The 13,939-nt window shown below is 72.7% G+C and carries 9 protein-coding genes; 5 read left to right on the top strand and 4 right to left on the bottom strand.

Annotation, left to right across the window (positions count from 1 at the left end):
* Positions 1–22 precede the first annotated feature (22 nt).
* The 3 genes from K7C20_RS12850 to K7C20_RS12860 form a co-directional block, all read right to left on the bottom strand.
* Positions 23–1,699 (bottom strand): alpha-L-fucosidase, encoded by a 1,677-nt coding sequence (locus K7C20_RS12850; protein WP_030082154.1) that lies wholly within the window; start codon positions 1,697–1,699, stop codon positions 23–25.
* 146 nt (positions 1,700–1,845) lie between these two features.
* Complete coding sequence (gene malQ, locus K7C20_RS12855; RefSeq protein WP_030082156.1) at positions 1,846–4,077, bottom strand: 4-alpha-glucanotransferase; 2,232 nt, start codon at positions 4,075–4,077, stop codon at positions 1,846–1,848.
* Positions 4,078–4,083: 6 nt separating this feature from the next.
* Complete coding sequence (locus K7C20_RS12860; RefSeq protein ID WP_026169402.1) at positions 4,084–4,353, bottom strand: hypothetical protein; 270 nt, start codon at positions 4,351–4,353, stop codon at positions 4,084–4,086.
* Between the two features lie 470 nt (positions 4,354–4,823).
* Between K7C20_RS12860 and K7C20_RS12865 the strand changes: the two genes are divergently transcribed.
* A complete protein-coding gene (locus K7C20_RS12865) occupies positions 4,824–7,856 on the top strand; it encodes a beta-N-acetylglucosaminidase domain-containing protein (protein ID WP_078952974.1) in 3,033 nt (1,010 codons plus the stop codon).
* Positions 7,857–8,047: 191 nt separating this feature from the next.
* Here the strand turns inward: K7C20_RS12865 and K7C20_RS12870 are convergent, their stop codons facing one another.
* Positions 8,048–8,584, bottom strand: a complete 537-nt coding sequence (locus K7C20_RS12870) for an HNH endonuclease (RefSeq protein WP_030984321.1) — start codon at positions 8,582–8,584, stop codon at positions 8,048–8,050.
* A gap of 289 nt (positions 8,585–8,873) precedes the next feature.
* On the opposite strand from K7C20_RS12870, the gene K7C20_RS12875 reads away from it, so the two are divergent.
* The 4 genes from K7C20_RS12875 to K7C20_RS12890 all read left to right on the top strand — a co-directional run bounded on the left by K7C20_RS12875 (position 8,874) and on the right by K7C20_RS12890 (position 13,939).
* Positions 8,874–9,962, top strand: a complete 1,089-nt coding sequence (locus tag K7C20_RS12875; protein ID WP_030082172.1) for a mechanosensitive ion channel family protein — start codon at positions 8,874–8,876, stop codon at positions 9,960–9,962.
* Positions 9,963–10,265: 303 nt separating this feature from the next.
* Positions 10,266–11,459 carry an ROK family transcriptional regulator gene (locus K7C20_RS12880; protein WP_409351305.1) on the top strand — a complete coding sequence of 398 codons (1,194 nt, stop codon included), beginning with the start codon at positions 10,266–10,268 and terminating at the stop codon, positions 11,457–11,459.
* A gap of 170 nt (positions 11,460–11,629) precedes the next feature.
* Complete coding sequence (locus K7C20_RS12885) at positions 11,630–12,970, top strand: ABC transporter substrate-binding protein (protein ID WP_030082173.1); 1,341 nt, start codon at positions 11,630–11,632, stop codon at positions 12,968–12,970.
* Positions 12,971–12,982: 12 nt separating this feature from the next.
* Positions 12,983–13,939 carry a carbohydrate ABC transporter permease gene (locus tag K7C20_RS12890; protein WP_030082175.1) on the top strand — a complete coding sequence of 319 codons (957 nt, stop codon included), beginning with the start codon at positions 12,983–12,985 and terminating at the stop codon, positions 13,937–13,939.

Raw genomic sequence — 13,939 nt, forward strand, 5'->3', positions numbered from 1 at the left:
GGACCCGGCCGGACCGCACCGCTCAGCCGCCCGCGGCCCGGCTCCGGTGCAGCGTCACCGGGGCGAGCCGGCCCGGCCCGCGGGACTCCTCGACGGTGACCCGCACGGCGTCCGCGGTCACCGGCTGCCCGAGCGCCAGGATCCGCCGGTGCCCGATGGTGGTGCCCCGGGCGAGCGTCGTCCACGTCCCGCCGACCCGCGCCTGTACGGAGAACCGCTCGACCCGCTGACCGTGGCGGATGTCCTCGGCGAGCCCGATCCGGTCGAAGGTCCAGGGCCCGGGTCCGGCCGCCCGCAGGTCCCTGCCGTAGGTCTCGCGTACGGCGGTCCCGAACGCGGCGAGCGAGGCGACGTCCTCGGCGGCGATCCGGCCGTCCCTGGCGGGCGGGACGTTCAGCAGCAGCGAGGCGTTGCGTCCCACGCTCTTCTCGTAGAGGTCCATCAGCTGTGCCGGGGTCTTGGGGTGTTCGCCGGGGTGGTGGAACCAGCCGGGGCGCAGCGAGACATCGGCCTCGGCCGGGTACCACTGGAGGTACTTGGTGGTGGGTGCGAGGAGCTTGGCGCGGGAGCCGATGTCGGGGTCGGTGGAGTCGTTCGGCAGTCCGCCCGCCATCACGGTCCAGGGGTCCTCGGCGGAGGGGGTGACGCTCCACTCCGTCTCCCGGGCGATGCCCTTCTCGTTGCCGACCCAGCGGGCGCCCTGCGGCCCGGCGAAGACGACGGTGTCCGGGGAGAGTTGGTGGATCAGGCGGAACCACTGGGCGACGTCGTACTTCTGCGTGATGCCGGAGTCCGTCCAGGGGTTCGCGCCGTCCAGCCACAGTTCGTCGAGCGGGCCGTACTGGGTGAACAGCTCGTAGACCTGGTTGAGGTAGTAGGCGTCGTAGTCGTCCGCCCGGACGTGGAAGACGGGCAGCCTGCCGCTGCGGACGGCGGCGGCGCGGTCGTCGCCGGGGACCAGGGTGGGGATGGTGCGCTCGGTGACCGCGCTGCCGTTGCCGAAGCGGCCCAGTCCGCGGGGCGCCCGGTCGCCGTCCTCCAGGGCGACCCGCTCGGGCAGGCTGAGCGGCGTGCCCTCCTGCTGTTTCCTGCGGATCTCCTCGACCCACTGCGCATGCCAGGCGTGCGGGAGTTCGGCGCCGTCGGAGGGCGAGAGGTAGATCCCGACCTTCAGCCCGGCCCTGCGGGCGGCCTTGACGTACGCGCCGACGACATCGGGGCGGCCGGGGCTCGCCGCGACGGAGTGCGGGGTGTAGCGGCTCGGGTAGAGCACGAACCCGTCGTGGTGCTTGGCGGTGAGCATCACCTGCTCGGCGCCTGCCGCCTTGTACGCGCGCATCCACTGGTCGGCGTCGATGCGGGAGCGGCCGGAGACGTCGAAGAGCTTCTCGTCCTCGGCGCCGGAGCCCCATTCGCGGTCCGTGAAGGTGTTCATGCCGAAGTGGGTGAAGGCGGTGACCTCCCGTTGCTGCCAGGCGAGTTGGCCCTTGGTGGGGACGATATGGGCCGCCTTGTCGATGATCCGGGCGGAGGTGTCGCAGGGCTCGACGGCCATCTGGGAGGCGGGGCGTACGGGGCGGTCGCAGGGGCCGGCGGCGGTCGGCGGCGACTGGGCCAGGGAGCCGGTGGCGGGGACGAGCGCGGCGGCCGCGGTGAGCGCGAGCGCGCACAGCGTCCGACGGGTGCGGCGAAGTTCCATGGTTCCCTCCAACTCGCCGACCACGTAAGGCGAATGGTCGGATGTCTGGATGGTGTCCACGGCATGGTGCCGGACGGCGCGACGCACCGGAAGGGTGTGTGCCACGGCGGATTCCCGGGGCGCCCGGCCCTGTTCCGCGGATCGGACTACCGCCGGCCGTCGGACAATTCCCGCATCAGCGCATGCAGACGGGGTGAGGCGGCCAGCTCCTCCAGGGTGTGCGGACGTCCGTCGGGGCCGGCGATCGGAAGCCGCCAGTTCGGGTATTCATCCCATGTCCCGGGGAGGTTCTGCGGGCGCCGGTCCCCCACCGCATCCGGCAGCCAGACGCCCACCATCCGCGCCGGGGTGCGCAGCAGAAAGCGGTGTACGGCCCTGACCGCCGCCTCCTCGTCGCCCGCCCCCTCGGGCAGCAGCCCGCGCCGCACCAACTCCCGCAGCCACTCGGCACGTTCGTGCCGGGCGCGGGCGTGTTCCCGCTCCGGCGGCCCGGCGAGCAGCCCGAGCCGTTCGCGCAGCTCGACGTCCTCGCCGGTCAGCCGGGCCGCGGTGGGCGGCAGATCGTGGGTGGTGACGGTCGCCAGACAGGCACTGCGCCACTCCTGGGGCGCCAGGATGCGGGCCACGCCGGGCCCTTCCGCCGCGTCGGACCCGTCGGCCGCGTCGGCCCGCTGCGCGCCGCTCCCGGCCTCCCGCTGCTCCCCGTCCGCCGCCTCCTGCACGGCGTCCGCCGGCTCCGGCCCTCCCGCTGCTGCCTCCCGTCCTCCCCCCTGGTCCCTCTGGTCCCTCTGGTCTCCCTGGTAATCCCGCTCGAACCACAGCACCGACGTCCCCAGCACGCCGCGTTCGGCGAGCGCGCCCCGCACGCCCGGCTCGACGGTTCCCAGGTCCTCGCCGATCACCACGGCGCCGGCCCGGTGCGCCTCCAGGGCCAGCACCGAGAGCATCGCCTCGCCGTCGTAGCGGACATAGGCGCCCTCCGTCGGCGGGCGGCCCTCCGGGACCCACCACAGCCGGAACAGCCCCATCACATGGTCGATACGCAGCGCCCCGGCATGCCGCAGCAGGCCGCGCAGCAGCTCCCGGTAGGGGGCGTAGCCCGCGGCCGCCAGCGCGTCCGGCCGCCAGGGCGGCAGACCCCAGTCCTGCCCGCGCGAGTTGAAGGCGTCCGGCGGCGCCCCGATGGACATCCCGGCGGCGAAGTCGTCCTGCCGCGCCCAGGTGTCGGCGCCGGAGGGATGGACGCCGACGGCGAGGTCGTGCACCAGCCCGATACCCATCCCGGCCTCCCGCGCGGCCCGTTGCGCGGCGGCCAGCTGCTGGTCGGTGAGCCAGACGAGCCGGCAGTGGAAGTCGATCCGGTCCAGCAGCTGCGGCCGCAGCCGGGCGGTGCCCGGGGAGCGTGGGCCGCGCAGCCCGGCGGGCCAGCGGCGCCAGTCGGGGCCGTGCCGCTCGGCGAGCGCACACCAGGTGGCGTGGTCCTCCAGGGCCTCGCCCTGCTCGGCGAGGAAGTCGCAGTACGCGGCCCGCCGCCCCGGGGTGAGCGGGACCGACCACACCAGCTCCAGGGCCTCGCGCTTGAGCGCCCAGACCGCGTCCCGGTCGATCAGCGCGCCCCCTTCGAGCACGTCGGCGCGCAGCGCACGGGCCCGCGCGGCCAGCTCGTCGGCCCGTAAGCGCGCGGCGCCGGTGAGCTGGGCGTACTCCGGGATGTGTTCGATCCGCAGATGGACCGGGTCGGGGTAGCGGCGCGAGGAGGGCCGGTAGGGCGACGGGTCGGTGGGCGGGCCGGGGACGGCCGCATGCAGCGGGTTGAGCTGGACGAAGCCGGTGCCCAGGGCGCGCCCGGACCAGGCGGCCAGATCGGCGAGGTCACCGAGGTCGCCCATGCCCCAGGACTGCCGGGACAGCAAGGAGTACAGCTGCACCAGGAAGCCGTGGCTGCGGCCGGGCGGCGCGGGCACCCGGTCGGGCGCGACGATCAGCCGGGCGCGGTCGCCGCGGCCGTCGGGGGTCCGTGCGTGCAGCACATGGACCCCCAGGGGCAGCCGGGCGAGCGCCGCCGGATCGGGCACTCCCAGGCCTTCCACGGCCCCGCCGTCCTCGGTCTCCACCCGCAGGACGGTGCCTTCGGGGAGACGGGCGAGGCCGGGCGGCCGGTCCGGGCGGGCGACGACGGTGCGGGGAAGCAGTGCGCGGCCCGCGCCGTCCTCGTGCGCGGCCAGGGCGGCGCGTACGGCGTGCGGGGTCGACGCATCGACTCCCAGTGCGGCGAGCACGGCGACGACGGTGTCGTCGGCGATCTGGACGCTCCTGCCCGGCGAGGGTTCGTAGGAGGTGGCGATGCCGTGCAGCCGGGCGAGCCGCGCGCGGCCCATGGGTCCTCAGACCTCCATGGACTCCGTACCCATGCCCGCGGCCGTCGGCTCGCTGGTCAGCGGCAGCTCGGCGGCGATCGGGACCTCGCTGGTCAGCGGCGCGGCGTCGGCGAGCGGGGGCTCGCTGGTCAGGGGCGGCTCGACGAAGCTGTAGGAGCCGGAGCCGTCGAGGCCGGAATCGGGGTCGGACACCCCGTCGAAGATGTCGGGCTCCATCGTCGCACCTCCCGGTTTGGAGGACAGAGCGTCGAGGAGCAGCTGAGCGGATGCGGCCACGTGGGCCTCCCGTTCATCGGTAATGGGACACGTGGGCCCTACCCACTCGACACGATCGCAGACGCATCTGCTCACGAAACGTGACCCAGGTCACATTATGCCTCACGCAGGCGATTTCGCGGCGGGGAACGGTGACAGGCGCAGAGAACGCGGAGAAACGGGGCATCGCGACGGAAGTCCTGCGGACCTGCGAGCCCGCGCACACCCGCCCGCTTGCACCGGCCGCACCCCGCTCCCGGCCGGCCGTCCGGTACCCCCGCCGATGCCTGGTTGACACCCGAACCGCCACAATGGTGGGCTCACGGCCGAAGGTCTGTCCGAACGGGCATCGGCGGGGAAAACGGGGTTGCCGGTGCAGACCGGCAAGTGAGGGACGGGGACGAGGAGCAGCCGTGCGAGGCCGGGGCGTATGGAGCGTCGGAAGTATCGGTAGGAACGGCAGGGGGAACGGCGCGGGCGCCCGTGCGCGGGTGGCAGGGACCACCGCGCTGGCCGCCGCGGTCATCGGAGGTCTGCTCGGCGGGGTACCGAGCGCCCAGGCGGCGCCCGCGGACCTCGCCATCGGCGCCCCCGACCAGCCGGAACGGCCGGCCGGCGCCGGGCGGGCGCCCGCCGTCTGGCCGCGCCCGCAGTCGATGCAGGAGCTCGGCGACGCCGTGCCGCTCGGCCGCGAGGCGACGCTGGTGGCCGCGCCGGACACCGATCCCTATGCGCTGGACGTGCTGCGGGGCCTGCTGCGGGACGCCGGGGTGCACACGGTGCACCGCAAGGCCCCCGGAGACCGGCTGCCCGCGGCCGGGCCGGTGATCCGGGTCGGCGGCAAGCAGGCCGCGGACGCGCTGCGGGCACTGCGGGCACCGGCCCGCGGGGATCTGCCCGCCGGCGGCTACCGGCTCGCCGTGGGCCAGGTCGCAGGACGCGACACCGTCGCCCTCGACGGCGTCGGCTCCGACGGCCTCTTCCACGCCGCGCAGACACTGCGGCAGCTGGTCACCGACGGCGCGCACCGAGAGCTGGCCTCGGTGGCCGTACGGGACTGGCCCGGCACGGCGGTGCGCGGCACCACCGAGGGGTTCTTCGGGCAGCCCTGGAGCCAGGCCCAGCGGCTCGCCCAGCTGGACTTCATGGGCCGCACCAAGCAGAACCGCTATCTGTATGCGCCCGGCGACGACCCGTACCGCCAGGCCCGGTGGCGCGACCCCTACCCGGCCGACCGGCGCGCCGAATTCCGGGCGCTGGCCGAGCGGGCCAGGGCCAATCACGTCACGCTGGGCTGGGCCCTCGCGCCGGGCCAGGCGATGTGCCTGTCGTCCGAGGAGGACCTGCGGGCGCTGCGGCGCAAGGTGGACGCGATGTGGGCGCTGGGCGTGCGCTCCTTCCAGCTCCAGTTCCAGGACGTCAGCTACAGCGAATGGCACTGCGACACCGACGCGGAGACCTTCGGCAAGGGGCCGCAGGCCGCGGCCCAGGCACAGGCCCGGGTCGCCGACGCGCTCGCCGACCATCTGGCGCGGCGGTACCCGCAGGCCGAGCCGCTGTCCCTGATGCCGACCGAGTACTACCAGGACGGCTCGACGGCGTACCGCCGGGCGCTGTCCGATGCGCTCGGGGACCGGGTCGAGGTGGCCTGGACCGGCGTCGGCGTGGTCCCACGGACCATCACCGGCGGGGAGCTGTCCACCGCCCGCCAGGCGTTCGGCCACCCGCTCGTCACCATGGACAACTATCCGGTCAACGACTACGCCCAGGACCGGATCTTCCTCGGCCCCTACCAGGGCCGTGAGCCGGCCGTCGCGACCGGCTCCACCGCGCTGCTCGCCAACGCCATGGAGCAGCCGCTCGCCTCCCGTATCCCGCTGTTCACGGCCGCCGACTATGCGTGGAACCCGCGCGCCTACCACCCGGCGCAGTCCTGGGACGCGGCCATCGACGATCTGGCGGGCGGCGATCCGCGGGCCCGTGCGGCGCTGCGTGCGCTGGCCGGCAACGCCTCGTCCTCGCTGCTGGACCGGACCGAGTCGCGCTATCTGCGGCCCCTGATCGACCGCTTCTGGAAGGCCCGTGAGGCGGCGGTCAACCACGGCCGGCCCGGCCGGGACCCGGACCTGGCCAAGGCGGCCAAGGCACTGCGGGCCGCGTTCCACACCATGAGCACCGCGCCCCGGGACCTGCATTCGGACCTGGCCGCCGAAATCCGTCCGTGGGCCGAGCAGCTGGCCCGCTACGGCAGCGCCGGCGAACAGGCCGTGGACACGCTGATGGCGCAGGCCCATGGCGACGGCGACGCCGCCTGGTCGGCCCAGCGCACGGTGCAGCGGCTGCGCAAGGAGTGCGAGCACAGCCCGGCGACGGTCGGCAAGGGGGTGCTGGCACCGTTCCTGGAGCGGGCGATGACCGAGGCGGACGCCTGGACCGGCGCCCGCCACGACACCCCCCGGCCCGACGACGACGCCGGCCCGACGTCCCTGACCGTCCCCTTCGAGCGGCCCCGCCCGCTGGCCGCGGTCACCGCGCTGACCGATCCGGGCGCGGCCGCGGGCGCCGTCTCCCTGGAGGCACATGTCCCGGGTGAGGGCTGGCGCCGCCTCGACCGGCTCTCCGCCAGCGGCTGGACCGAGTCGAAAACGCCCCGGCTGCGCGCCGACGCGATACGGCTGACCTGGGCGAAGGGGGTGGACGTGCCGTCCGTGCACGCCTTCACCCCGTGGTTCGACGACACCCCGGCGGCCGGGCTCGAACTGTCCCGCAAGGAGTCGGACGCGCAGACCGGCGGCAACGCGACGGTGGACGCGCTGATCTTCTCCCGCCGCCCCGGTGACGTCCGCGAGAAGCTCACGGTCAAGGCGCCCAAGGGCTTCACCGTGCACGCCCCCAAGGAGGTCACCGCACCGCGTGGCGGCACCGCCACGGTCCGCATCACGGTCGACGTCCCCGAGGGCACCCCCTCCGGGACGTATGAGATCCCGGTGGAATTCGGCGGCGCGCGGCAGACGCTGACCGTGCGGTCGTATCCGCGCACCGGCGGCAAGGACCTGGCGCACGGCACCGTCGCCACCTCCTCCGGGGACGAGACCGCCGACTTCCCGGCCTCGGCGGCCACCGACGGCAACCCCAAGACCCGCTGGTCCTCCACCGCCGAGGACGGCGCCTGGCTGCAGTTCGCGCTGGCCCATCCCACCCGCCTGGGCCGGCTCGTCCTGAACTGGCAGGACGCCTACGCCGCCCGCTACCGCATCCAGGTCTCGCCGGACGGCCGCAGCTGGCGCACGGCGGCCACGGTCCGGGACGGCAAGGGCGGCCGCGAGTCCGTCAGGATGGACGCCAAGGACGCCCGGTTCGTCCGCATCCAGGGCGACAAGCGGGCCACCCGCTTCGGCTACTCACTGTGGTCGGTGGAGGCGTACGCGGTCACGGACCACGGTGAACGACGAGCCCGGTGGCTGCATGGCGGGCCACGGGTGAACGGCGCGTGCGGCGGGGCTGCCGTCGCGGGCCACGGGTGAGCCGTACGCCATGAAGGCGGCCGACGCGCACCGCGGGTGAGCCGCACCACGAAGGCAGTGCGGGCTGCCGTCGTGGGCGCCGCGAGACCCTCGTCACCACGGCGGTCGGCCATGGGGCGAGGGTCCGGCGGCGTCCGCCCCGGCCGGAGCGAGACGTTCGACACCACCGTCAGGGACGGAAAAACCCGGACCTAAGCCGATACGGCCTCGATCCGGGCAAGGGCGTCATCCGCGCCGTACGGCTGCAAATACGGCAGCCAGCGCGGATCCCGATGGCCCGTGCCGATGATCCGCCACGCCAGTCCTGACGGCGGAGCGGGCTGATGCCGCAGCCGCCAGCCGATCTCGGCGACATGGCGGTCGGCCTTGACGTGGTTGCAGCGCCGGCAGGCGGCGACGACGTTTTCCCAGGTGTGCTGACCTCCGCGACTGCGCGGGATGACGTGGTCGACGCTGGTTGCGACGCCACCGCAGTACATACAGCGCCCGCCGTCACGGGCGAACAGCGCCCGGCGGGTCAAGGGAACGGGGCCGCGAAAGGGCACCCGCACGAACCGCTTCAAGCGGACCACGCTCGGAGCAGGGATGACATGGGTCGCGCTGTGCATCAGGGCGCCGGACTCCTCAAGGCTCACAGCCTTCTCATTGAGTACGAGGATGAGCGCACGGCGGAGCGGTACGACGCCGAGCGGCTCGTACGACGCATTGAGGACCAGGACATGCGGCACGGGTGCCTCCTTGTACGCCGGCGGCGCGTGGCTCGCGCCGGGACGATCTCCCCACAGTGTCCCCCGGTGCCCGCGGGGAGCGCCACCATGACCGAGTAACGGGTCGGAGGTGTTTTCCACCACACACCGGCACGTCCATCCGGATTCGGCTCATTCCGGCCCCCGCACAACTATCCGACTCGAACAAGGGCGCGGACCGCTCCCGTTGCCCCGTTAGTGTGGATGGTCTGCCCGGTTCCTGCGGTCCCACCGAGACCCGGGTCTGCTGTCCCACACGGAAGGTTCGACTGTGTTCTGGTCCGCTTCGCCGGTCGCCGCCGCGCCCCTGAGCGCCGCCACGCCCGGCTCATCCGGCCCGACGTCGCTCGACGACGCCACTCAGAAGGCCACCAACGCCGCCGGCTGGGTGCAGGAGAACTGGGGGACGTGGCTCACGTCCGGCCTGCAAATCTTGCTGATCATCGTGATCGCGGTGGTGCTGCGGCATGTGATCCGCCGCACCATCACCAAGTTCATCGAGCGGATGAACCGCACCGCGGCCGCCGCCCAGGGCACCGCGCTGGGCGGACTGCTCGTCAACGCCGAGAGACGCAGGCAGCGCTCCGAGGCCATCGGCTCGGTGCTGCGCAGCGTCGCCTCCTTCGTGATCATGGGCACCGCCGCCCTGACGGTGCTCTCCGTCCTGAAGATCAATCTGGCACCGCTGCTGGCCAGCGCCGGTGTGGCCGGTGTCGCCATCGGTTTCGGCGCCCGCAACCTCGTCACCGACTTCCTCTCCGGCGTCTTCATGATCCTTGAGGACCAGTACGGCGTCGGCGACGAGATCGACGCGGGCGTGGCCACCGGTACGGTCATCGAGGTCGGCCTGCGCGTCACCAAGCTGCGCGGCCCCAACGGCGCGATCTGGTACATCCGCAACGGCGAGGTCAAGCGGATCGGCAACCTGAGCCAGGGCTGGTCCACCGCCGCCGTCGACGTCGTGCTCGCCGCCGACCAGGACCTGGAGCGCGCCCGCGAGACCATCACCCGGGCCGGCGAGGAGATGTCCAAGGCCGAGCCCTGGAACGAGCGGCTGTGGGAGCCGGTGGAGATCCTCGGCCTGAGCGAGGTGCACCTCGACACGGTCACCATCAGCGTTTCGGCCAAGACCATGCCCGGCAAGGCCCTGGGCGTGGAGCGCGAACTGCGCTGGCGCATCAAGCACGCCCTGGACGCCGCCGGTGTCCACCTCGCCCCGCGCCCGGCCCCCGAGGAAGAGGAAGAGGAAGCCGCGGACCCCGCCGCCGGCATGGCCGCCCCCTCGGCCCTCAACAACCCGCTGTCCCCGCAGTCCATGGCGACCAGCCCGATCGCGTCGCCGTCGAAGATGGGGAAGTAGGCCGGTGAGCCGGGCCTGAGGGTCCGGACCGCATCGTGGAGGGGCGTACCGCCTGAGGGCCGGTACGCCCCTTCTTCGCGCTCTCCGGCACCCTCCCCTCCCCTCCCCTCCCGGCCCCTCCCCCTGCCCCTCCCGCCGCGCCCGTTCCGCCTCGCACCGCGCCCGCCCGCGCGCGGGCAAGTCACCGCGCCCCGCCCATTGACGCCGCCCCGGCCCGCGACCTACCTTCCTGTTCATCGATTGGAAGGTTTCCTAACAGACACTGGCGGGCGTTCCGGGCCGCCGGCGAACGGGGTGACGGTCATGGCCGGTGGGCAGAGCGCGCAGGGGACGCCCGGGACGCCGCGGGTGTTGCGGGTCATGAACGACCGGGCGGCGCTCGATCTGCTGGTGTCGCAGGGCCCGCTGACCCGTACGCAAATCGGGGACCTGACCGGGCTGTCCAAGCCCACCGCCTCGCAGCTGCTGGCGCGGCTGGAGACCGCGGGGCTGGTGCGGACCACCGGGAATGTGACCGGGCGGCCGGGGCCCAGTGCGCAGTTGTACGAGATCAACCCGACGGCGGCGCATATCGCCGCGCTGGCCGTCGACCAACTGGGGATCACCGCCGCGGTCGCCGACATCACCGGACAGGTGCTCGGGGAGGAGCGGGTCGACACCGGCGACGTTGCCGAGAACACGCCCCACCGGACCGCGCAGCTGGTCGCGAGGGCCGTCGACGGGGCACTGGCCGGGGCCGGGCTGGGGCGCGAGCAGCTGCACGGGGCGGTGATCGGCACCCCCGGCGCGCTGGACCCGCAGACCGGGCGGCTGCGCTATGCGCCGCATCTGCCGGGCTGGCACTCGCGGGCGCTGAAGGACGAGCTGGCCGAGGTGCTGGGCACGCCGATCACGATCGAGAACGATGTGAATCTGGCGGCGGTCGCCGAACAGCACGACGGCGCCGCACAGGACTTCGACGACTTCGTGCTGGTGTGGGCCGACGAGGGGGTCGGCGCCGCCATCGTGCTGGGCGGTCAGCTGCTGCGCGGGGCCACCGGCGGCGCGGGCGAGATCGGCTATATGCCGCTGCCCGGCGCCCCGTTGGCCCGCGGCGGCGACCACAGCGCCGCACAGGCGGATGCCGGCGGCGGCTTCCAGCGGCTCGTCGGCTCGCCGAGCGTGATCGAACTGGCCCGGGAGTACGGGGTTCCCGGGGTCCGGACGGTCGCCGAGGCGATGGCGCACGACGAGGTCCGTGCCGAGATCGCGCGGCGGCTGGCGACCGGGATCGCGGCCGTGGTCGCGGTCGTCGACCCACGACTGGTGGTGCTCTCCGGCGAGGTCGCCCAGGCCGGCGGGGAGACGCTGCGCGCCCTGGTCGAGGAGGAGTTCACCGGGCTCGCGCTGCCGCGCCCCACGCTGCGTCTGAGCCATATCGACGGCCCGGCGATCCTCATCGGCGCACTGCGGACGGCGCTCGCGGATGCGCGCGAGGCGGTGTTCCACACCGGCTGAACGGCACGCGCCTGGGCACGGCGCCGTCGCCCGGCCGGCGGCAGGTGCCCTTGCCGGACCTGCCGCACGCGCCGCTGCCGGGCCTGCCGCACGGAGCCCTGGCCGGCCCCACCGCACGGAGCACCACCCGCCTCACTTCCCCACTCCCTCCGCAGTAAAGGAAGTCCGCCATGCCGATTCCCCGTCTGCGTATCTGGTTGTCGACGGCGCTGGCCGGTGCCGGGCTGCTCGTGCCGGGCTGCGCCAACCCCGGCGTCGGCAGTGCGCACGACGATCCGGCCGAGCCGGTCACGCTCACGTTCTGGCACGGCTGGTCCACCGCCGGCGAAAGGAAAGCCATCGACGACAGCGTCGCCCGCTTCGAGAAACGGCACCGCAATATCACGGTGGAAGTGGTGCCCAATGTCACCGACGAGACGATGAACCAGGCGCTGCGGGCCGGCGGGGACGACGCACCCGATGTGGTGTCGTCGTTCACCACCAACAATGTGGGGCAGTACTGCTCGTCGGGCATGTGGGTGGACCTCGATCCGTTCCTGAAGAAGACCGGGGTGGACAAGGCGAAGGTTTTCCCCAAGGCCTTTCTGGATTACACGAGTTACCAGGGCGAGCAGTGCGCCCTGCCGCTGCTCGCCGATTCCTACGGGCTGTACTACAACAAGGACGCGTTCAAGAAGGCCGGGATCACCCGGCCCCCGCGCACCATGTCCGAGCTGAAACGGGACGCGGTCAAACTCACCCGGCGGGACGGGAACGGCTCGTACCAACAGGTCGGCTTCATGCCCGACTTCCGGCTCTACCAGAACAGCCCGGACCGGATGTTCGCCCAGTGGGGGCCGACGTACTTCGACGCGAACGGGAAGTCCCGGCTCGCCGATGATCCGGCGAGCAAGGAATTCTTCGCCACCGCACGCGAGTTGATGGGCGCCCAGGGCGGCTACCGGCCGCTGGAGAAATTCCGGACCACCTTCGGCGACGAGATGTCCGCACAGAACGCCTTTCTGACGCAGAAGCTGGCCATGCACATGGACGGCGAGTGGCGCGGGCTGATGCTCCGCCGGGCAAACGCCCGCTTCGCCTGGGGCACGGCGCCGATGCCGGTGCCGGACGACCAGGCGGACACCTACGGCCGGGGCTACCTCACCGGGACCGTCGCCGGTATCGCGCACAGCAGCCGGCACCAGAACGCGGCGTGGGAGCTGGTGAGATTCCTGACCGTGGACACCGAACAGGTGGTCCGGTTCGCCAATGCCATCCATAACGTGCCGTCGACGCATGCGGCACTGAAATCGCCCCGGCTGGACACCGATCCGACGTTCCGCACCTTCCTCGATATCGCGCAGAATCCGCACAGCGTGGCACTGCCGCCGTCCGTCAACGGCGGGCAGTACGTCACCGCGCTCCAGGACTTCTCCTACCGCGTCGAGGCCGGACAGGTCCGCGATCTCGACGCGGGCCTGCGCGGACTCGACGCCCAGATCGACTCCGACACCCTTCAGTCCGAGAACTGACGGAGAACCGCCATGGCATCCACCGGCCTCGTGCCTGACGCCCTACGACGAAAGCGCACCCGCGAGCGGCTGCGTACCCTCGGTTTTCTCTCCCCCTGGCTCGTCGGATTCTCGGTCTTCTTCGGCTATCCGCTGATCGCCACCGTCTACTTCTCGTTCGTGCACTACAACCAGATCGAGCCCCCGGAATTCGTGGGGCTGCGGAACTGGAAATACGTGCTGACGCAGATGCCGCTGTTCGGGCCCGCGCTGTGGAACACCCTGTGGCTGGTCGTGGTGATGGTCGCGCTGCGGGTGCTCTTCGGACTGGGCATCGGCATCCTCGTCACGAAAATAAAGTCGGGGCCCGGCCTCTTCCGTACGGCCTTCTATCTGCCGTATCTGGCGCCTCCGGTGGCGGCCACCGTGGCGTTCGTCTTCCTGCTCAACCCCGGCACCGGGCCCGTCAACGACATCCTCGGGGCGGTCGGCCTCCCCGCGCCCTCCTGGTTCAACGACCCCGGGTGGGCCAAACCGTCACTGGTGATGCTGTCCCTGTGGGGCATCGGCGACCTGATGGTGATCTTCATGGCGGCGCTGCTGGACGTCCCCAGGGAGCAGTACGAGGCCGCCGAGCTGGACGGGGCCGGCGCCTGGGGGAAGTTCCGCTACGTCACCTGGCCGTTCCTCACCCCGATCGTGATGTTCGCGGTGGTCACCGGCGTCGTCCAGACCATGCAGTACTACACCCAGGCGCTGGTCGCCGGAAAGCTCGCCTCCGGCGTCTCCATCGGCCCCGGCACGGTCATCCAGCCCGGCTACCCGGACCACTCCACCCTCACCGTCCCGCAGCTCGTCTACTCCCTGGGCTTCCAGAACTTCAACACCGGCGCGGCGTGTGTGCTCTCCCTCGTGCTGTTCGTCATCGCCATGGCCGTCACCACCCTGCTGCTGCGCAAGCGCGCCGGCCTGATCCCGGCGGAGGACTGA

It is taken from the genome of Streptomyces decoyicus, from assembly GCF_019880305.1.
Lineage (GTDB): Bacteria > Actinomycetota > Actinomycetes > Streptomycetales > Streptomycetaceae > Streptomyces > Streptomyces decoyicus.

What these genes read in the sequence shown, in the direction of transcription:
- K7C20_RS12885 (WP_030082173.1), top strand. Translation starts at nt 11,630, where the DNA reads ATGCCGATTCCCCGTCTGCGTATCTGGTTGTCGACGGCGCTGGCCGGT.
- K7C20_RS12890 (WP_030082175.1), top strand. Translation starts at nt 12,983, where the DNA reads ATGGCATCCACCGGCCTCGTGCCTGACGCCCTACGACGAAAGCGCACC.
- malQ (WP_030082156.1), bottom strand. Translation starts at nt 4,077, where the DNA reads ATGGGCCGCGCGCGGCTCGCCCGGCTGCACGGCATCGCCACCTCCTAC.
- K7C20_RS12850 (WP_030082154.1), bottom strand. Translation starts at nt 1,699, where the DNA reads ATGGAACTTCGCCGCACCCGTCGGACGCTGTGCGCGCTCGCGCTCACC.
- K7C20_RS12880 (WP_409351305.1), top strand. Translation starts at nt 10,266, where the DNA reads ATGGCCGGTGGGCAGAGCGCGCAGGGGACGCCCGGGACGCCGCGGGTG.